17 protein-coding genes are annotated in these 19074 nt (G+C 59.5%); 8 read left to right on the top strand and 9 right to left on the bottom strand.

Annotated features, from left to right (window positions below):
- The first annotated feature begins 8 nt into the window (after positions 1–8).
- The 3 genes from R6X40_RS19865 to purU all read left to right on the top strand — a co-directional run bounded on the left by R6X40_RS19865 (position 9) and on the right by purU (position 3168).
- Positions 9–1235, top strand: coding sequence for an NAD(P)/FAD-dependent oxidoreductase (locus R6X40_RS19865; RefSeq protein ID WP_318415538.1), 1227 nt, complete (start codon positions 9–11; stop codon positions 1233–1235).
- 71 nt (positions 1236–1306) lie between these two features.
- On the top strand, positions 1307–2098 hold the full coding sequence (locus R6X40_RS19860; protein WP_318415537.1) for a 3-methyl-2-oxobutanoate hydroxymethyltransferase: 792 nt from the start codon (positions 1307–1309) through the stop codon (positions 2096–2098).
- A gap of 185 nt (positions 2099–2283) precedes the next feature.
- Entirely contained in the window at positions 2284–3168 is an 885-nt protein-coding gene (gene purU / locus R6X40_RS19855) for a formyltetrahydrofolate deformylase (protein WP_318415536.1), read from the top strand.
- Between the two features lie 54 nt (positions 3169–3222).
- On the opposite strand, the gene R6X40_RS19850 is transcribed toward purU, so the two are convergent.
- The 7 genes from R6X40_RS19850 to R6X40_RS19820 form a co-directional block, all read right to left on the bottom strand.
- Positions 3223–5079, bottom strand: coding sequence for a hypothetical protein (locus R6X40_RS19850; RefSeq protein ID WP_318415535.1), 1857 nt, complete (start codon positions 5077–5079; stop codon positions 3223–3225).
- Positions 5076–6110 (bottom strand): Gfo/Idh/MocA family oxidoreductase, encoded by a 1035-nt coding sequence (locus R6X40_RS19845; RefSeq protein WP_318415534.1) that lies wholly within the window; start codon positions 6108–6110, stop codon positions 5076–5078. Before R6X40_RS19845 ends, R6X40_RS19850 begins: the two co-directional genes overlap by 4 nt.
- A 74-nt stretch (positions 6111–6184) precedes the next feature.
- On the bottom strand, positions 6185–7249 hold the full coding sequence (locus R6X40_RS19840) for an ABC transporter permease (RefSeq protein WP_318415533.1): 1065 nt from the start codon (positions 7247–7249) through the stop codon (positions 6185–6187).
- Entirely contained in the window at positions 7249–8805 is a 1557-nt protein-coding gene (locus R6X40_RS19835) for a sugar ABC transporter ATP-binding protein (protein ID WP_318415532.1), read from the bottom strand. The genes R6X40_RS19840 and R6X40_RS19835 overlap by 1 nt, the downstream gene beginning before the upstream one ends.
- A 1-nt stretch (position 8806) precedes the next feature.
- Positions 8807–9451, bottom strand: coding sequence for a DUF2291 family protein (locus R6X40_RS19830; protein ID WP_318415531.1), 645 nt, complete (start codon positions 9449–9451; stop codon positions 8807–8809).
- Between the two features lie 73 nt (positions 9452–9524).
- Positions 9525–10466 (bottom strand): D-ribose ABC transporter substrate-binding protein, encoded by a 942-nt coding sequence (locus R6X40_RS19825; RefSeq protein ID WP_318415530.1) that lies wholly within the window; start codon positions 10464–10466, stop codon positions 9525–9527.
- 81 nt (positions 10467–10547) lie between these two features.
- A complete protein-coding gene (locus R6X40_RS19820) occupies positions 10548–11375 on the bottom strand; it encodes a phosphogluconate dehydrogenase C-terminal domain-containing protein (RefSeq protein WP_318415529.1) in 828 nt (275 codons plus the stop codon).
- A 414-nt stretch (positions 11376–11789) separates the two neighbouring features.
- Here R6X40_RS19820 and R6X40_RS19815 point away from each other — a divergent pair, with 414 nt between their 5' ends.
- The gene (locus R6X40_RS19815; RefSeq protein ID WP_318415528.1) at positions 11790–12785 is read left to right on the top strand and encodes an HD-GYP domain-containing protein; all 996 of its coding nucleotides are present in this window, start codon (positions 11790–11792) and stop codon (positions 12783–12785) included.
- A 14-nt stretch (positions 12786–12799) separates the two neighbouring features.
- On the opposite strand, the gene R6X40_RS19810 is transcribed toward R6X40_RS19815, so the two are convergent.
- Both R6X40_RS19810 and oiaX read right to left on the bottom strand, forming a co-directional pair.
- On the bottom strand, positions 12800–14143 hold the full coding sequence (locus tag R6X40_RS19810) for a four-carbon acid sugar kinase family protein (RefSeq protein ID WP_318415527.1): 1344 nt from the start codon (positions 14141–14143) through the stop codon (positions 12800–12802).
- 5 nt (positions 14144–14148) lie between these two features.
- Positions 14149–15402 (bottom strand): 3-oxo-isoapionate-4-phosphate decarboxylase OiaX, encoded by a 1254-nt coding sequence (oiaX, locus tag R6X40_RS19805; protein ID WP_318415599.1) that lies wholly within the window; start codon positions 15400–15402, stop codon positions 14149–14151.
- 210 nt (positions 15403–15612) lie between these two features.
- Between oiaX and R6X40_RS19800 the strand changes: the two genes are divergently transcribed.
- From R6X40_RS19800 to R6X40_RS19785, 4 genes are all read left to right on the top strand, one after another.
- Positions 15613–16320, top strand: coding sequence for a transcriptional regulator NanR (locus R6X40_RS19800; RefSeq protein WP_318415526.1), 708 nt, complete (start codon positions 15613–15615; stop codon positions 16318–16320).
- Positions 16321–16484: 164 nt separating this feature from the next.
- Complete coding sequence (locus tag R6X40_RS19795; protein ID WP_318415525.1) at positions 16485–17486, top strand: LacI family DNA-binding transcriptional regulator; 1002 nt, start codon at positions 16485–16487, stop codon at positions 17484–17486.
- Positions 17487–17655: 169 nt separating this feature from the next.
- A complete protein-coding gene (locus R6X40_RS19790) occupies positions 17656–18690 on the top strand; it encodes a sterol desaturase family protein (protein ID WP_318415524.1) in 1035 nt (344 codons plus the stop codon).
- On the top strand, positions 18687–18998 hold the full coding sequence (locus R6X40_RS19785; RefSeq protein WP_318415523.1) for a MocE family 2Fe-2S type ferredoxin: 312 nt from the start codon (positions 18687–18689) through the stop codon (positions 18996–18998). The genes R6X40_RS19790 and R6X40_RS19785 overlap by 4 nt, the downstream gene beginning before the upstream one ends.
- Positions 18999–19074: the final 76 nt, after the last annotated feature.

Genomic DNA, 19074 nt, shown 5'->3' with positions numbered 1-19074 from the left:
ATCCCGCCATGTCGCACATTGTCATCATCGGGGCAGGGGAGTGCGGCGCGCGCGCCGCGTTCGCCTTGCGGGAAAAGGGCTTTGACGGGGAGATCACCCTTGTCGGGGCCGAGGAACATCTGCCCTACGAGCGTCCGCCACTATCGAAAGATGCCCTGTTGCATGGCCACGCGCCGAAGCTGGTCTCGGATGCCCAGCGCTATGGCGAAGCCGGCATCACCATCTTGACCAGCATCAGTGCCGAAAACATCAACACGATGGCCAAGACCGTCCGGTTATCCGACGGCAGCAATCTGGCCTATGACCAATTGCTTCTGACAACAGGCTCCCGTCCGCGCCCTTTTCCCGGCCTGTCTGATACCCACCAGCGTATCCGCACACTGCGAACCCACGGCGATGCCGTTTCCATCCGTGCCGCGCTGCAGCCAGGCAGTCATCTTGTCATCATCGGCGGCGGATTTATCGGGCTGGAGCTTGCGGCGACCGCACGCAAACTCGGCGCTCGCGTGACAGTGATTGAGGGCCTTTCCCGTATTCTGAGCCGCGGCGTTCCGGAAGAATTGGCCGCTGTGATTGCCGAGCGGCACACATCGGAGGGTGTGGAGATCCTGTGCGGCGTCAAGATCCGGAGCCTGGAAGAGAGCCGGAACGGTGCGAAAATCCTGCTTGAGGATAACAGCACGATTGCCGCCGACCTGATCGTCGTCGGCATCGGCGCCGTCCCGAACGTCGAGCTTGCCCGGGACGCTGGACTTGAGATCGACAACGGCATTGCTGTCGATGCGTATCTGAGGACATCTGCACCGGACATTTTTGCCGCCGGCGATTGCTGCTCGTTTCCGCTCTCGCATTATGGTGGGCGCCGGTTGCGACTGGAAGCCTGGCGCAATGCGCAGGAGCAGGGCCTGTTGGCCGCCGCCAATCTTCTCGGGGCAGGCGAGACGACAACAGCCATTCCCTGGTTCTGGTCGGATCAGTACGACCTGACGCTGCAGATTGCCGGCCTTGCGGATGGTGCGGTGCAGACCGTGCGTCGCGAGATGGCTGATGGCGCCTTCATTCTGTTCCATCTCGATGGCGGCGGTCGCTTGATCGCTGCCAGTGGTATCGGCCACGGCAACACGATCGCCCGCGATATCCGCCTTGCCGAGATGATGATTGCAGCCGGTGTCCACCCCGATCCCGCGGCCCTCGCAGCGCCTGCGACCAAATTGAAGAGTTTGCTGGCGGCCTGAGCCTCGCAATATCAAACAAGGAACGAACCGCGACGACGCTTCCGCCGTCCGCGGCAACGGAGAAACATGCCATGAGACACCGCCGCCCGACCGTCGCCGATCTGCTTTCGATGAAAGGCAAACGCCAGCTCAGCATGCTGCGCGTCGAGACATTGGAGGAGGCAGATGCTGCCGAGCGGGCAGGGATAGACCTTGTCTCCGTGCCGCCATCCCTCCTCAGCCCCGCCTTCCGTGAGGCCGCACCCTCGGTCTTTGCCTTCCCCGGCCTCGAATACGGTGATCTGGTAACGGCCGAGGAGTATATGCGGGCGGCTTTCCAGGCTTTGAAAGCGGGCGGTGACGCAGTTTACTGCGCCGCCGGGCTGCAGACTGTGCGTCGCATGCGAGATGAAGGGATTCCAGTCTGCGGGCATGTCGGGCTGATCCCGTCAAAGGCCACCTGGACCGGCGGTTTTCGCGCGGTCGGCAAGACGTCGATCAGTGCACTTGAGGTGTGGCGGCAGACCAAAGCGCTCGAAGAGGCAGGAGCTTTTGCGGCAGAGATCGAAGTCGTTCCGGGCGAAGTTGCAGCGGCGATCAGCGAACGCACCTCCATGCTGATGCTGTCAATGGGCGCGGGTACGGGGTGTGATGCGCAATATCTCTTTGCCGACGATGTGCTCGGCGCCAACAAGGGCCATGTTCCCCGCCACGCCAAGACCTACCGCAATTTCGCCGCGGAATATGACCGGCTGCAACAGGAGCGGATTGCTGCGTTCTCCGAATATGTGGCCGATGTAAAATCTGGCGTCTATCCCGCCAAAGCCCATCTGGTGGGTATCGACCCAATCGAGCTGGAAGCGTTCCTAAAGTCGGTGACGTAACACCGCGCTTGCCGGTGTCGCGGGGCGGATCACCACCCCTGATCTTACCATCTTAGCCGCTGCCTCGCATGGCGGTTTTTCCCAGATATCTCAGAGTGAAAGGCGCCGACCGACAAGGGGGCGCTAAGCACGCCTATCCGCATCCCGGCCTAGCGTTAGGCGCAGCAACGAAAGCAAGACAGACAATGCAAAACCACGTTCTGACCGTATCGTGCAAATCCACCCGTGGCATCGTTGCGGCGATCTCTGGCTATCTTGCGGAGCAGGAGTGCAACATCGTCGACAGCGCACAGTTCGACGACCTGAATACTGACCAGTTCTTCATGCGCGTCAGCTTCATTTCTGAAAAGGGCGTTTCCGCAGCCGATATCCGCGCTGGGTTCGCCGCCGTCGCAGACAAGTTCAAGATGAACTACGGTTTCCATGACAGCGCTCACCGCATGAAGGTGCTCTTAATGGTGTCGCGCTTTGGCCATTGCCTGAACGACCTTCTCTACCGCTGGAAGATCGGCGCGCTGCCGATCGAGATCGTCGGCGTCGTTTCCAACCATTTCGAATACCAGAAGGTGGTCGTCAATCACGACATCCCGTTCCACCATATCCCGGTGACCAAGGCCAACAAGCCTCAAGCCGAAGCCCGGATCATGAACGTGGTCGAACAGACCGGCACCGAACTGATCGTGCTGGCCCGTTACATGCAGATCCTGTCGGACCAGATGTGCCAGAAAATGTCGGGCAAGATCATCAACATCCACCACTCGTTCCTGCCATCGTTCAAGGGGCCCAACCCGTACAAGCAGGCCTATGAGCGCGGCGTCAAACTGATCGGTGCGACGGCGCATTATGTCACCGCCGATCTCGACGAAGGCCCGATCATCGAGCAGGACATTGCCCGCATCACTCACGCGCAGTCGGCCGCGGATTATGTCTCGATCGGCCGCGATGTCGAAAGCCAGGTGCTGGCGCGTGCCGTGCACGCCCATATCCACCACCGCACCTTCATCAACGGCAATCGCACAGTGGTGTTTCCGGCTAGCCCGGGAAGCTATGCCTCGGAGCGCATGGGCTAAGTCCAACCTGCTGCCATATGAACATTTGGCACTCACGCCTCAAGGATCGGCTGCTCACATGGCGACGCAGGTTGTTTCGAATGGAGTGAGGTTCGCCCTGACGTGGTGGATGCCGAGCTGAGTTTCGACGGACTGTTCCTGAGCCGTCAGATTGACAATCCAGGCGGTTCGCCCTGTCGCTGTCTCTACCGTGAACGCCAGGACCTTTCCCGGAGCAGAGGAGGTGACGGCTTGCCATCTTTGCCCGGCAAGGTCCGCCAGCCCGTTGACGATGGTATGCAGAGGACGCTTGCCGCCCTCTTCGACTGGTTCATCCTGTCCGGCATCAAGCCCGAACGGGCCAGTGAGAGCTGACAGCGTCAATGTTTCGAGCCCGGCATCTAGCACCGAAGCAACATACCCTGTGGCGAACGCCGCGGCGAATTGGCCGGTGTGACGGGGGTCGCGGTTAGCCATCGGTATGCGACCGCCATTCGGGTTGTCCATCGTGCGGCTGCCGTAGGGGTTTTGGCGCATGGGGATGGTTGAGGGGCCGAGGCGGTAGGGCTTGTCGCCGTAGATCGCGCGGACGGACCGGGTGATGAAGGGCAGCGCTTCGAGCGTCTGCATGATGCTGACATCGTCGGCGGCGTGGACGATCGGGTTGGTGCAGTGGCTGATGAAGGCGAGGTTTTCACCCGGCACGCGCTTGCGGTTGAGCTCTGTGAAGTAAGATAGCATGCCGCCGCCGAGGCGAATTCCGGGAAAGGCTTTGGAAGCCGCTGCGTAGACGGTCTCAAGTGGCGGGCAGTCCGGCCATTGGCTGCCAGGTGGTGTTGATTGCCGGTCGACAGCGGGACAGACCATGACGGCGTCAGGCGCGAAACCTGCAGCGGACATCCAGGCGGCGATTTCCTGCATTTCCTCATCCGGTGGGCGCTGGCACGGGACGGCGATTTCGAGCGTCGTGGTGCCGGCGTGGATGGCGGCGATCGCGGCGAAATCATTGAATGCAGGCCCGCCATGCCCAGCTGTAGGATCGAAATGAAAGAGCAGGTCCTGAACCTTCGGGGCGTCCGGTTGCTGGAGGGCGATGAGGCTGGCCTTGGCTTCTTCTGGGGTGATCAACACTCCGATGGCGGGCATGGTGCCGGTGGCGGTATCCTGGGTGAGGTGGATGACACCGGCGTTTTCGGTGGATGAGGATGGAGTAGCCGAGGTGCGGCTGTCGGTGATCGTCAGGGTGATCTGCTGGGCAACGGGTTCGTTTGCCGGGATCCGGTAGGGCCAAGGCAAAGCGAGCGGGCGGACATAGGTCTTGTAGGAGGCATCTGACCAGTTGCGTTGATCTTCCATTTCGAACGTATCACCGTCCATCCGGCATTCGATGGTGATCCCGGGGAGCGCGGTGTGGGTGATGGCGCGCATGTCCTTGAAGGGCTGCCAGGGTTCGATCAGGTCAGGCAGTTTCGTCTCTTCGATGGCGCCATCGACATGCTCGACGGTGACGGCTGTGCCGGCGACACCGACGATCGGATGGAGAATGCAGAAGCCGCAACGGTTGGTCTCGAAACCAGTCGCGGATTGAGCCGTGCCTTCGAATGTCAGACTGCCGTTGGCGGTGCCTTCGATTACGGCAGAGATGTTCAGAAGGGTGCCATCCGCGCCGTTGCAGCGGGCGGTGTAGGCAACGGTGAAACCGGTCTTCGTTTCGGCGACGTTGACGTCCGCTAGTTTCGGATCGTAGGTGCCCCAGTCGCGGTCACGGACCAGATAAGAGATGGCACGGAGCACCTCGACGCCGTCATAAGCGATGGCCCTCACATTGCCGCCGGCAAGATGTGCCGTCAGCTTTCCGGCTTTCAGCACTCGCGGAGCGGGCTCAGTCTGCATGGTGCCGTAGAGCCGGAAAGCGAGGTCCGCGTCGGTCATTTCAGCAGGGTTCCGATATCGATGGTGGCTTTGCTGGCGGCACTTTCATAGGCTGCCTCAACCAGCGCAAAAGTCTTCAGATTGTCGGTGCCGGATGTCGATGTTTCCGTACCCGCGATCAGGCTGTCGGCCCAGTGCTGCTGGATGGCGAAAACGCTTTCCTGGATATTGTGCCATGGACGCGATGCCCACGGCAACAGCGTCGGGGCAACGTCAGTGTTGACCGTGCCCTCGGCGTTGGTAACCTGTAGCTCATAGCCTTGCGACAGGCGGATCGAGCCTTCGGTTCCATCGATTTCGATCAGCGTTTCGGGGAAGGGCTCGATGGATTGTTTCGTCGCGTAGCTGACGTCGACGATGGAGGTGGCACCATTGTCGTGGTCGAGCAGGATGGTTGCCACATCCTCGCCGTTGATCTTCGGGTTGACGCGTTTGGTGCGGGCCGTCAGCGACGTGACGTCGCCGAGAATGTAGCGGGCGATATCCAGCGTGTGGATGCCGAGATCCTCGATGATGAAGCGCTTGCCTTCAGCGAGATAGGGCTGGCCGGAAAACACGTCGTAACCGGAGCGGAACGAGAAGCGGCCCCAGAAAGGCGTGCCGATCGCGCCGCTGTCCAGCGCCTTGCGGACGGCCTGGATCGGCGTCTGCCAGCGGAAGTTTTCATGGATCATCAGCGGAATACCAGCCGCCTTGCAGGCCGCGACCATCGCTTTGGCGTCGGCAAGCGTAGGAGCGAATGGCTTTTGGCAGATGGCCGGCACCTTGTAAGCGGCGGCCATTTCGACAAGCGCGCGGTGGCTGTTGACGGTCGTGGCGATATCGACGAAATCGAAGCCGCTATCGGCAAACATCTGCCGAGCATCCGTATAGCGCCGCTCGATACCGAACTGGTCGCCGACGATCTTCAGGCGCTCGGGATCACGGTCACAGATGGCGGCGATGGTGGCTCCCTTGACGTTGTTCCAGCCGTGCATCTGGTTGACAGCGAAGAAGCCGCAGCCGATCAGGGCGCCTTTGAGATCCGACATCTGTTTTTCCCTTGAAGTCAAAAGAGAACGCCTCCCCACAAGGGGGGAGGAGTTGCGGAAGGCTTTTTAAAACCTTAGCCCTTCTTAGCCAGCTGCATCAATGTCACCTGCTGCTGCAATCGGCGTTGGGCCTGGTCTACCACCACGGCGACGATGATGACGATGCCCTTGATGACCATTTGCCAGAATGAGGAAACACCCATCATCACCAGACCGTCGGACAGGATGCCGATGACGAAGGCGCCAATGATTGTGCCGCCGATCGTGCCGCGTCCGCCGGACATCGAGGTTCCGCCGAGAACCGCCGCGGCAATGGCGTTGAGCTCGAAGGAGTTGCCGGTTGCTGGATGCGAGGCCATCAGTTCCGATGAGATGACGATGCCGACGATAGCTGCGCAAAAACCGGAGAACATGTAGACGAACATCTTGACGCGATCGACGCGGATGCCGGACATGCGGGCGGCGCGCTCGTTGCCGCCGACGGCAAAAATCTGGCGGCCGATCGGCACGTATTTGGCGACATAGGCGGCGGCCAGCGCCACGACGATCAGGATCCAGATCGACACCGGCAGGCCGATGATACGGCCAGACCCCAGAAAGCCGAAGCCGGTCGTTGCCAGTTCGGGCTTTCCGATCAGGTTCGGGAAGGTCTGCCCGTCGGAGGAGAGAAGCGCAAAGCCGCGGGCGACGTAGAGCGTGCCGAGCGTGGCGATGAACGGGGCGACGTTGAGCTTGGTGATCAGAAGCCCGTTGACCGCGCCGATGACGACGCCGACGAACAGCGTAATCAGGCAAACTTCGACGACGTTGAAATACATCGTATAGCCGATCTGAAGGTCGATCCCGTTGAGGATCAGGCCGCCGGCCACCATGCCGCAAAGGCCGACGATCGAGCCGACAGAAAGATCGATGCCGCCGGTGATGATGACGAAGGTCATGCCCATGGCGAGAAAGGCGTTCAGCGCCACATGCTTCGACATCAGGATGATGTTGGCCGTCGACAGGAAATTCGGGGCAAAGACCGAGAAGAAGGCGATGACGGCGAACAGCGCGATGAAGGTCCGAAGCTTCATCAGCGTCAGGAGGACGGAGCCGCTATCGGCCGCCGGGATTTTTTCGGTCGAGGTTGCAGTCGTCATCACGCAATTTCCCTTGTCGATGTGTGGCCGGCCGATTTGTGTCCCTCGGACGCAGCCTTGACGATGAGTTCTTCGGTGGCCTCGGCCCGGTCGAGAATGGTCGTGACGCGGCCGTTGCTCATGACAGCGATACGGTCGGAAAGCGCCATGACCTCTTCCAGGTCGGAGGTCGAAAACAGGATGGCGAGGCCTTCGCCGGCCAGCCTGCGCATGGTGCGAAAGACATCGGCCTTGGCGCCGACATCGATGCCGCGGCTTGGCTCGTCCATCAAAAGCACCTTCGGATTTGTCATCAGTGCCTTGCCGATAACGACTTTCTGCTGATTGCCGCCCGACATGGAGGTAACGTCGAAATCCGGGTTCGGCGCCTTGATCGAGAGGTTTCGGATCGATTCCTTGATCGCCGATTGCTCGCGGTCCCCAGCGATGTGGAAACCGAATTTCACGAATTTTTCCAGGCTAGCCAAGGTCAGGTTCGAGGCGATCGACAGGACCTGCACCAGGCCTTCGCGCTGGCGATCTTCCGGGATGAGGGCAAGGCCCTTGCGGATGCGGGTCGAGGTATCCTTGGCCACGATCTCTTCACCGGCGACGAAGATCTTGCCGGTCGAATGGGCGTGCTGGCCGATGACGCATTCGAAGAATTCGCTGCGGCCGGCGCCCATCAGGCCGTAAATGCCAAGAACCTCGCCGGCACGGACCGAGATCGACAGGTGATCGACGGCAAAGCCGCCGGTCTTGCGCGGCAGGCAGATGTCTTCGGCGCGGAAAGCTTCAGGCCCAAGCTTGTGATCGAGCGACTTGGCAAAATCCTTGGCGTCGGAGCCGATCATCGAGCGGACGATCCACTTGGTGTCGATATCCTTGACCATCGCCTGGCCGGTGATCTGGCCGTCGCGCAGAACCGTGATGTAATCGCCGATGCGCATCAGCTCTTCCAGGCGATGCGAGATGTAGACGATGGCGACGCCTTGAGCTTTCAGCTCGCCGATGACCTTGAACAGGATATCGACTTCGGCGGCAGACAGAGCCGAGGTCGGCTCGTCGAGAATAAGAATGCGGGTATCGAGCGAGATCGCCTTGGCGATTTCCACGAGCTGCTGCTGGCCGATCGGCAAATCCTCGACCATCGTCTCGGCGCTGATGCCGGCATCGAGCTTGTCGAGGAAGTGATTGGCCTTCTCAACCTGAGCCTTGTGGTCGATGCCGCGCAGGCCACGGGTAATCTCGCGGGTGGCGAAGATGTTTTCGGCAACGGAGAGATTACCGAACAGGTTGAGTTCCTGGAACACCATGCCGATGCCATGCTTCTGGGCATCTGCGGGCGAATTGAACTCGACTTCCTTGCCTTCGAGCAGAATGCGGCCGAGCGAGGGCTTTTCGACACCCGCGATCATGCGCATGAGAGTCGATTTGCCGGCGCCGTTTTCGCCAACGAGAACGTTGACCGCGCCGCGCTTCAGCTCGAGGCTCGCATGTTTGACGGCGACGATACCGGAATAGACCTTGGTCACGTCGTCAAGTTTCAGGATCGTGTTGTTGATATCAGCGGCCATGTCAGCCGCCGATCGTGATGGTGGCGGGCGTCAATAGCGCCGGCTGGCCGGTGGAGGGCAAGGGATAGGCGCCGAGCGCCTCGACCTTTTTACCTTCGAGGCCTTCGCGCGGCAATTTTGCAAGTGTCAGGCCGTTGACATGGGTGTTGAACGCCTTGCCGAATTCGGCCCACTGGATCTGGTTCTTGAATTCGTTGAAATTGACGAAATCCAGGCTGTCGCGGATCGCCGTGCCCTTGATGACCGGGCCGATCTGAATACGCACGTCTGCCTTGCCGTCGCCATCGACGTCTGTGTCGAGATAGCCGGCGCGTGATGTGGTTTCCGCCTTGATGATCGTTCCGGAGACTTTGGCCGCGAAGGTCCAGGGCGCGCTGCCCTCTTTTTCCTTGTGACCGTATTTTGCTGCTGCGGCGTCGAGATCGGACTTCGACAGGGCGGCAACCTCCTGAAAGGTGCCAGCGCGCTTTTCGAGGAACGGGATAACCTTGGCATCCCAGATCTCGGCGACCTGCTTGTCCGGCGCGAACCCGCCGCTTGCTTCGGCGGCCGCCTCTTCGGCTGTCGGTGTCTTGATGATCTTGCAGCCGGGCAAGGCTAGCACGATGGCAAGCGAAATTGCGGCAGCGGCCCGGAAATTCGGCATGAAAGTCACTCCGTATATGGCAAAAAACGCACAGGACAGAGATGCTCCGCCCTGTGCGCATCCTTTGGGAGGATTAGTTCTTCAGCGCGAAGGTTTCGAGCTTGGTGGCGTTGTCGGCATTGATCAGCACGCAATCCATCAGCTGCTTTTCTTCAGCCGGACCCTTGCCGGTCTTGATGAACGTGTCTGCCTGCTCAACCGCCATCTGGGCCTGGGCGTAAGCCGGCTGCAGCACGGTCGCCTTGATGCCGCCTGCGGTGATCGAGTCGCGCACATCGTTGGAACCGTCGAAGCCAACGACAATCACGTCCTTGCGGCCGGCGGCCTGGAGGGCTGCAATTGCGCCCATGGCCATCGTGTCGTTACCGGAGATAACGCCCTTGATATCAGGGTTGGCCTGCAGGATGGTTTCCATCTTGGAGTAACCTTCCGTCTGGCTCCAGTTGGCCGACTGCTGGGCAACCATTTTCAACTCGGGATATTCATCGATGATGTCGTGATAGCCCTTGGAGCGGATGCCGGCATTCAGATCGGCTTCGCGGCCGAGAAGCTCGACATAGTTGCCCTTCTCGCCCATCAGCTTGACGAACTCTTCAGCGCCGAGCTGCGCGCCCTGGTAGTTGTTGGAAACGATCTGCGAGACGGCAACACCGGTGGCGTTGATTTCGCGGTCGATCAGGAAGGAGGGGACGCCTGCGTCCTTGGCCTTCTGGACGGCCGCGATCGAGGCTTCCGAGCCTGCGTTATCGAGAATGATCGCCTTGGCGCCGCGGCCGATAGCGGTATCGATCAGCTGGCTCTGTTTGTTGGCATCGTCGTCATGAACGAGAACGAGGGTCTCGTAACCAAGTTCCTTGGCTTTCGCCTCGGCGCCGACAGCTTCCGCCTTGAAGAACGGGTTGTCGTGGCTCGGCGTGATGATGGCGATGAGATCGGCGGCGAATGCCGGCATGGCAACGCCAAGCGAAAGGGCGCCGGCGAAGGCGGCAAGCGTCAGTCTGCGTGTCAGTTTCATGTGGTTCCTCCCGGTTGAGTTAAAGGTGCAGCCCCGTTCCCGGCGGAGCTGCAATGGCATAAGGCGAAGGCCCTATATCGATCAGGTGATGCGCCGGATGCTTTCGGCGATCTCCTTGGGTTCAAAGACGTTCTTCCAGTCGTCGCGCATCAGCGCGGGGATGCCGAATTCGATCGCCTTGTTGCAGGCATCGGAAAATACGCCCTGGACTTCGCCGAAAATGACGGCGCCGAGTACGTTGAGATGGCCGAGCAGGAAGTCGCGGGCGGCCTCTTCCGGGACGCCGCGCTTTACGCACTCATCCATGGCCTGCTTCATGACGACCAGCAGCGAGGCCGCGACGGTTTCCGACAGTCCCGGTTCCAGCATTGCCATTTGATCGACGGTGACGCGGTGCGAGCGCATGACCGGCGCCCAGATGGTCTTGGCGATCTCTTCGCCGAGGCCGTACGCTTCTTCCGGTCCCTGCATCAGGGCAGAGACGATGTGCTGCTTGGCAAACAGGCCGCCGAAATGATCCCTCTTCGCCTGCATATCCGTCTCGTCGTTGAAGATCGGCGGATGGCAGGGATGGGTGACGAAATAGGTGAGGTCAGCGCGCTCGGGGAAATGACCGGCAAACGGCGCGGCCGCATCGAGCGCCACGACCATGGTGTCGGCTTTCAGCTTGTCGGCAATGCCGGCCGCAACCTTGCCGATGGCCGTATCCGGCACGGCGAGAATAACGACATCAACGCCGGACAATGCTGCATCGACATCGAGGCAGGACAGGCCGAGATCGTTTTGAAGGCGCGCCTTGCCGGCGTCGCTTACTTCCACGTGGCGCACGTCGAAACGTGAGCCCTTGAGGTTCTTGGCAAGCCGGTAGCCCATTTTGCCGCCAGCACCGAAGAGTGCGATCGAAGTCATGTTTCCTCACCTGCGTGTTTGTTTCGCGATGGTTTATGGCAACTGGTATGATGAGTCAATCAGTATGTCACGCGGTGAGGTGATTTTACCATGGACTGTCGTTGCCTCCTGCCGCCATGGAAGGATGAACTCCATATTGGCAATCACAGGGAGGTTTGATCTGTCAGGTAACAATCTGCGGTAGTCTCTTGTTAAGTCATATTATTTTCGGGTTGCGATGAGATTTTAACGTCGATTAAAGGGTTATATCCAAAGATCGGGCGCGGGAGATCTATTGTGTCTATAGTGTTTCTGAGCGAACACTTGAGTTTACGTGCGCCTTGGTCGGTGCATTGAAATTTATACTCTGTATCGATTAGACTGATGGTGAGGATGCCGCTGGAGGGCGCCTGTGATTAGAAAAGAGCGATAGCAATGCTCAAGCGCATCAAGAGGCATCAGGTTCGCGTGGGCATGTACGTCACCGACATTGAAGACCCTTTGCGCGATGAAGCGACGCCTGTTCGCAGTTTCATGATCAAGGACGAAGCTGCCGCCGCGAAAGTGAGGGCAAGCAATATCATCAGTCTTGTCATCGATATCCGCCGAGGCGTCGATATCGGAGCCGGTGCTGTTCAAGCTCCAGCAAAGGATGCATCATCCACCCTTTCCCGCGACTTTTCCCAGAGTGAAATAAAGCAGGCATTACAGACGATCGAGGAGACGAGACCGCTGCTCGACGCGCTGTTTTCCGATGTCCGCCTGAGTGGTACGGCAACATTCGAGCCCGCCGACCGTGCGGTCGGGCAGATCGCCAAGGCGATGGAAAGCAATCCGGCGGCCCTGATCGGGATTACCCGTCTGAAGACCAAGGATGAATATACATTTCTGCATTCGATCGCCGTCAGTGCGTTGATGGTACATTTCGGCCGGTTTCTGAAATTCGATGAACAGACGGTACGCGTACTCGGCGTCAGCGGCCTGCTGCATGACATCGGCAAAATGGTCATGCCTGACGCTCTGTTGTCGAAAAAGAGCGCATTGACGGATGAGGAAATGGCGGAGATCCGCACCCATCCGGTCCGTGGTTACGAATTGTTGTCGCGCCAGGACGACATGCCGCAGATCGTTCTGGATGTCTGCCTTCACCATCACGAGCGAATAGACGGCAAAGGCTATCCCTTCGGCCTATCGGACAAGCAGATCAGTCCTTCGGCGCGGATCGCCGCCATTTGCGATGTCTATGATGCGATGACCTCGGCACGATCCTACAAACGCGCGTGGACGCCCGCTGAAACACTCAGGATGATGCAGAAATCGGAAGGCCATTTCGATCGGCACCTGCTGACGCAGTTCAATGCCAGTCTGCGCGCATCGTTTTCACCTGTCCCACCGAACCGCCGGAGCAACAGCGCTCGTGCTGTCCAGTAGGTTGCGAGTGGCCACTACTCTTGAAGCCCATCCCGGATCTGCGCGAAATAGCCATCCGACCCGACCTGTCCACCCTTGAGCGCAATCTGCAGGCCGTTGGTGGCGGCGTAGGTTCCATGCGCGGTACAAAGCGGTGATCCGGGCGTCTGCGGCAGTGGCAGCAGCGTGGTCAGCGCCTGCACGTGCAGTTCCTTCAGCGCGTGGCTGGACGTGTCGCCACCAGCGATGACGGCGCGGCTCAACTGCTGTTCCTCGACGAGGCGACGCAAGATCGTGCCCAGCAGGCGGCCGAGGCGATGACGGCTACCGGGGATGCGGTCGATATCACCACCGCGATCGGCGGATGGACCAAGCGCCGTATTGAGGATGACGCTGTCGCCGTTTTTGAGACTGTCGAGGCCGCTCGTGATGGCTCGGTCCAGAGCGGTGCTGCCGTTTTCGCCAAGCAGTTCCAGCGGATCAAGATTGATGCCTGTAAAACCGTTCTGTGTTGCATGCCGAATCTGCCGTTCCGTGGTCGGTGAGACGCTGCCGGAAACGACAGCAATGCGGTCGGATTTGCCGGGCAGCGGGAAGCTTTTCTTGCCTTCCGTCAGACCGGCGGCACGCCAGGCGGTCAGCAGCGCATATTCGACGCCGGAGGAGCCGGTGGCGAACCAGCCGCCCCAGCGCTTCAGGCGCCAAAGCTGGCGGCCGGCATGGGACTGGCTTTCCGGGCCGTCGACATCGAACAGAACCATGCCGTCGGCATCTCTGCAAAGATCATCGATTTGGCCATCCGCGTCGATAGCGGCAAGCATGGAGAGATCTGCCAGTCTGGTTTTCAGCGCCGTCTGCGCGCCGAGATGCAAGCGCAGGTCAGCTTCGGCCATTGGGGTGACGGGGTGACGGCTCATCACCGGGTGGCGATCGATGCGGTAAACCTCGCCCTGATAGGCGGCAAAGAGATGGCCGAAGGCGGTGTAGCGCTTGAGCTGCGGAGCACCGACCAGAACGGGGACATAAGGCTGCTCAAACAACGCCTTGCCGATTTCAACAGCCTTGCCGATGTTGCCGGTCTTGGGGCTGGAATCGAAGGTCGAGCAAACCTTGTAGTGGCAGATATCGGCGCCGAGACCTTGCAGCCAGCGGAAAGCCGGCGTTAGATTTTCGTCCATCCAGCCCGGCGTCTCGCTGCGGCTGGTGCCGGCAAGGCCGATGGCGCGGCAATGGCCGAAACGCTTCAGAAGTGCCGTGTCCGGCACGTCCATGAACAGCACGGTCTCGACGCCGTTGGAGGCGAGCGCCTCCATGACATCGGTGGAGCCCGTCAGGTCATCGCCGTAATAGGAGAGAAGAAGGTTGGTCTGTGCGGTCATGAATTCTACTCGCCTGCGCTGCCGAATTTCTGGATGGAAGCGGCGAGCTCGGGATGGTCCTTGGCGTAGGTCTCCAACGGGATATCGGCAACGGCTGCTTGCCAGGCCTGCTGTACCGCGCGCACACCAGCTGCCGGACCGCCGGGATGGCTAACGATGCCGCCGCCGCAGAGGTAGAGCAGATCGGTTGTGCGCCCGGTGCGGCGATAGGTTTCCGGCGCCTGTCCGCCCCACTGGCCTGACCCGGCGACCGGCATTGCGCAGTCCGAGGCGTCGAATAGCGGTGTCGTAACCGCCTTGAAGCTCTCGACGAAACTGTTGTCCGGCTCCCAGTATTTTACGGCGATGCCGTTGATCTGGAATTGATCGACGCCGAGAAGCCGCCAGAACTGCTGCCAGACCTTGAAATCGAAGCCGATACCGGGATGACGTGTCAGCACATCCCAACCGTTGCGATGGGCATGCAGGACAAGGCCGGAGCGCTTGCGCAGAAACGCCATGCCGCCCATGCCGATGGAATTGATGTTGACCACGGCGCAATTGCCGCCAGCCGCAAGCACGAGATCATGGTTGCGCATCATCTCATCGGGGTCTGTCGCCGAAATGCCGAAGGCGTACATGACCTTTTTTCCGGTCTTTTGCTCGTGATCGAGGATTCTGGGCATGATGGCGGCGACACGTTCGCTTAAAGGCGAATAGGCTGGGCTCATCAGCTTCTCGTCATCCTTGATGAAGTCGACGCCTGAGCCGATCAGTTCGCCGACAAGCTCAGCCGTTTCATGCGGACGCAAGCCCAGCGCCGGCTTGACGATGGTGCCGATGATCGGGCGATCATAAACGCCCGTGAGTTTGCGGCTGCCAGGCAGGCCGAATTGCGGGCCGGGATAGGCCGACTTGTATTCCTGCGGCAGTTTCAGATCGACGACGCGCAGTCCGGTCATGCCGCGGATGGAGAAAATACCGCCAACCGCGATGGTCATCAGGGCGGAAAGGTCAGTTCCGATGGCATCGAGCGGAAAGGCAATATCGACGTCAGCGCGCCGGATCGGCCCCTGGTCTGCTGGCGCTTCGGGCCAACTTGGGGCTTCGGCGTCAGCGAGCGGGCGAATGGCGAGAACACGGGCGGCGACCCTGGCCTTCAACTCCGGCGTTTCGCCTGGTACGGGCACGAATGTCCCAGTTGACTGGTCACTGGCGATCTTTTCCGCCATGGCCTCAACGCTGCCCGGCGTTTCAATTCTGTAGGTGACGACGATCATGATGGTGCAAAAGCCTCCCGGTATGGTCATCCCTGCCAGTTCCAGCTGGCGTGTTTTCGGCAACTGGTATAATGAGTATATCAATTAAGCAAGAGGAAGCATGCATCCGCGACAATCAATGTGGACTGTGACGCTTACAAGCGGATGGGTGCATTTCATTCGCGAGGGGAGCGGTGCATAACGGTGGCGAATGTAAACCAGCGAGACATTATGGGCCAGCAGACCGAACAGATCGTCCGCCGCAAACTGTCCGACGAAGTTTTCGCGCGGCTGAAAGCGATGATCACCTCCGGAGAGCTTCAGACCGGCGACGAAATGCCGTCCGAGCGCGAGCTGATGGAGCGCTTCGGCGTCGGCCGTCCGGCGATCCGCGAGGCGATGCAGGCGCTGGCTGGTATGGGGCTGGTGGTGATCTCGCATGGCGAGCGGGCCAAGGTTTTGGAACTGACGGCACAATCGATTTTCCGCCAGATGGACATGACGGCGAAGATCATGCTGGCCAAATCTTCGGATACGCTGGAACACCTGAAAAGTGCACGTATCTTTTTCGAGCGCGGTATGGCGCGTGAGGCGGCGCTGAAGGGCGATGCCAGCGACATGGGAAGCCTGCGTGAAATCCTCGATCGGCAGCGCGCATCGCTGGGTGACGCCGAAGCCTTTATCGCTGCCGATATGGAATTCCACACGCGGATCGCCCGGATTTCGCGCAACCCGATCTATGTCGCCGTCAGCGAGGCGATGCTGGCCTGGCTGAAGGAATATCACACCGAGATGCTGATCTGGACCGGCAAGGAAAAGTTCACGCTGGCCGAACACGAAGAGATCATTGCCTGTCTGGAAGCCGGTGATCCCGATTCAGCCGAGCAGGCTGTGCTGAAACATCTGGAACGTTCGCGGGCGCTATACGCTGCGAAGTGATCGCCAACCAAGGCTGTCAACGTGCCAGGCGTGTGCAGCGCGTCTTTCCCCCGCCGTCCACCCAAGATAGGTTTGGCTATAGGTTCGTGAATGCTCGAAAATGCGAAGACATTTTTTCGCCAGCAGAACCTATCGATCCCTGGAATTGGAGCGGTAGATTACGCATGAGCAGACCGAATTATCGGGATATCGCCCGCCTTGCCGGCGTCGGGACCGCGACAGTCGAGCGCGTTTTGAACGGGCGAGGGGGCGTTCGTCCGGAATTGGTGGAAAAAGTAATGCTTGCCGCCCGTACGTTGAAATATCCGCGTACGATACCGGATGCACACCACAAGTTGCTGCGTATTGAAGTCCTGATGGTCCGCCCGGAAACAACGTTTTACCGGAGGCTTTCCCACGAGTTTGAGAGCATCGCGTCAACGTTAGATCCCTTGGTTGTGGTTCAACGCAGCTTTACCGACGAAAAAAACCCAGACGAAATCGCAAAGCGAATACAATCAACGGACCTTCCACGGGCGGGCCTGATCTTGGCTGTACCCAACAGTCCCTCCATTAGTGCTGCCGTCGAAGCCGTTGTTCAGCGGGGAACGCCGGTCGTCCATGTGGTGACACGGGCATCGGAAACGAAAGGAGAATTTGTAGGGATAGACAACTATGCGGCCGGGCGAACCGCAGCGCACTTTATTGCCCGGATGACGACCCTGGCGGGGCCGGTGATTGGGCTCTGTCATCCGATCTATCAGGTGCACCGTGAGCGCATGCGCGGTTTTTCCGATTATTTTGCCGAGCATCCTGGTTCTGTCAGTTTCGAGTGGATCGGATTCAGCCGCGACGAAGAACAATACAGCCGGGAACTGCTATCCTATGCCCTTGAGAGATATACCGGTCTTGTTGGCCTCTACAACGCAGGGGGTGCAAACTCCGCCTTAATCGAGGTGTTGAGGCGCAATAAACGCGGGCGCGAAATCTTGTTCGTGGCACACGAACTTACGGATTACACCCGCGCGGCCCTCCGCAATGGCATCGTCGACGTGGTCCTAGACCAGGCGCCCGAAGCGCAGGCACAACGGGCGCTGGACTGGATCTTGTATCGGATCGGCCTGACGAAGATCGAACCGGACACCAATCCCATACGGTTCATCACCATTACGGCTGAAGCCATCTGATCTAATCTGATCATTGAAGTCTTCGGTGTTTCGCCATCCCCCTGATAATGAAGCCGTGGGAGGAGGCCCGGAGGTTCGCCCGGAGCAGCCGGGAAAGGCGTCATCCGCTCTCCTTCAATCGAAGCTTTGTGCGGACACGTCAGACGTGATCCACCTCAAGGAGAACGCAATGGACGATCTTAAATATGGGACGCGCAACAAGCGTGGCGACTGGTCGCCGACACAGCCGGTTCAGTATGCGCCGCTCTTCCAGTTTCCGACGCGGGTTTTGGCAATCCTGAAATGGTTGCCGCACTATTTCTTCCCCTGGAACATGATCTTTGCCGCCTCGGCATTAGCCTACTGGGCTTGGGTCATCCCACCAGTGGAAACCATGAAGACGCTCAGCTTTGGATGGGTCGCGTGGCTTTATGCCGTCAACGCCGCCTGCGTGTTCCTGTTCTACGGAGCGTTCGAGCTTCATCTTTACGTTCTGAAGCGCCAGCAAAACCGGTTCAAATACAACGGCAAATTCCCCGCCGAGCAGAAAAGTCAGGCATTTTGGTTCGAAAACCAGAACAAGGACAACATTCTGCGCACATTCCTGTCAGGTGTCGTCATCTGGACGGCGATTGAAGCCGGTATGCTCTTTGCCTATGCCAATGGTTACGCGCCCTGGCTTGCCTTTGCGGAAAACCCCTGGACGCTGGTTCTTGTTGCGCTCGTCGTCCCGATCATCCACGAGTTTCACTTTTTTTGCGTACACCGGCTGATCCACACACCGCTGCTCTATAAATGGGTCCATTCGGTCCACCATAATTCGGTCAATCCGTCGCCGTGGTCGTCGCTGTCGATGCACCCGGTCGAGCACCTGCTCTATTTCGGCACGGCGTTTTACCATCTGATCCTGCCGTCCAACCCCATTTTGATGCTGTATCAGCTTCATTACGCGGGCTTTGGCGCCATTCCTGGTCATGTCGGCTTCGATAAGGTCGAAGTCGGTGAAGACAAGCTGATCGATAGCCATGCCTATGCGCATTACCTGCATCACAAGTACTTCGAGGTGAACTACGGGGACGCCTTGATCCCGCTCGATAAGTGGTTTGGCACTTGGCATGACGGCTCGCCTGAAGGTGAGGCTCAAATGCAGGAGCGCTACCGAAGGCGGAAGGAGAAGCTGGCGTCCCGGAAGGCTGGGGCTGCGGTTGGGGAGAATGTAGAATGACTTGGGTTCCCGCCTGCCACCTCGATGACATTGAACAGGAAGGCGCCATTCGCTTCGATCACGGTGGACGCACCTATGCGATCTACCGTGGGCCGGATGACAGCGTCTATTGCACTTCCGGTCTCTGCACTCACGAGGCTGTCCACCTTGCCGAGGGCCTGGTGATGGATTTCGAGGTGGAATGTCCGAAGCACTCCGGCGCCTTCGATTATCGCACTGGCGAGGCCATTCGGTTGCCTGCCTGCGAAAATTTGAAAACGTATCGGGCTGAGGTGGTCGATGGAGAGGTTCGCGTGGCCCTGAACTAGGGCCATCTGAACAATGGGTCCACTCGCCTGCAGAATGCACCGTTAAGTCCTCTTTGAAACGCACAATTGCGGCAAC

Origin of the sequence: Rhizobium sp. PL01 (assembly GCF_033447125.1) — a bacterium.
Taxonomy (GTDB): Bacteria; Pseudomonadota; Alphaproteobacteria; order Rhizobiales; family Rhizobiaceae; genus Pararhizobium.
The sequence above is the reverse complement of the archived record's forward strand: the minus strand, read 5'-3'. Positions and strand labels throughout refer to the sequence as shown.

Bases quoted from the DNA above. Each gene is read 5' to 3' on its own strand.
- R6X40_RS19865 (WP_318415538.1), top strand. From the start codon at position 9: ATGTCGCACATTGTCATCATCGGGGCAGGGGAGTGCGGCGCGCGCGCC.
- R6X40_RS19860 (WP_318415537.1), top strand. From the start codon at position 1,307: ATGAGACACCGCCGCCCGACCGTCGCCGATCTGCTTTCGATGAAAGGC.
- purU (WP_318415536.1), top strand. From the start codon at position 2,284: ATGCAAAACCACGTTCTGACCGTATCGTGCAAATCCACCCGTGGCATC.
- R6X40_RS19850 (WP_318415535.1), bottom strand. From the start codon at position 5,079: ATGACCGACGCGGACCTCGCTTTCCGGCTCTACGGCACCATGCAGACT.
- R6X40_RS19845 (WP_318415534.1), bottom strand. From the start codon at position 6,110: ATGTCGGATCTCAAAGGCGCCCTGATCGGCTGCGGCTTCTTCGCTGTC.
- R6X40_RS19840 (WP_318415533.1), bottom strand. From the start codon at position 7,249: ATGACGACTGCAACCTCGACCGAAAAAATCCCGGCGGCCGATAGCGGC.
- R6X40_RS19835 (WP_318415532.1), bottom strand. From the start codon at position 8,805: ATGGCCGCTGATATCAACAACACGATCCTGAAACTTGACGACGTGACC.
- R6X40_RS19830 (WP_318415531.1), bottom strand. From the start codon at position 9,451: ATGCCGAATTTCCGGGCCGCTGCCGCAATTTCGCTTGCCATCGTGCTA.
- R6X40_RS19825 (WP_318415530.1), bottom strand. From the start codon at position 10,466: ATGAAACTGACACGCAGACTGACGCTTGCCGCCTTCGCCGGCGCCCTT.
- R6X40_RS19820 (WP_318415529.1), bottom strand. From the start codon at position 11,375: ATGACTTCGATCGCACTCTTCGGTGCTGGCGGCAAAATGGGCTACCGG.
- R6X40_RS19815 (WP_318415528.1), top strand. From the start codon at position 11,790: ATGCTCAAGCGCATCAAGAGGCATCAGGTTCGCGTGGGCATGTACGTC.
- R6X40_RS19810 (WP_318415527.1), bottom strand. From the start codon at position 14,143: ATGACCGCACAGACCAACCTTCTTCTCTCCTATTACGGCGATGACCTG.
- oiaX (WP_318415599.1), bottom strand. From the start codon at position 15,402: ATGATCGTCGTCACCTACAGAATTGAAACGCCGGGCAGCGTTGAGGCC.
- R6X40_RS19800 (WP_318415526.1), top strand. From the start codon at position 15,613: ATGGGCCAGCAGACCGAACAGATCGTCCGCCGCAAACTGTCCGACGAA.
- R6X40_RS19795 (WP_318415525.1), top strand. From the start codon at position 16,485: ATGAGCAGACCGAATTATCGGGATATCGCCCGCCTTGCCGGCGTCGGG.
- R6X40_RS19790 (WP_318415524.1), top strand. From the start codon at position 17,656: ATGGACGATCTTAAATATGGGACGCGCAACAAGCGTGGCGACTGGTCG.
- R6X40_RS19785 (WP_318415523.1), top strand. From the start codon at position 18,687: ATGACTTGGGTTCCCGCCTGCCACCTCGATGACATTGAACAGGAAGGC.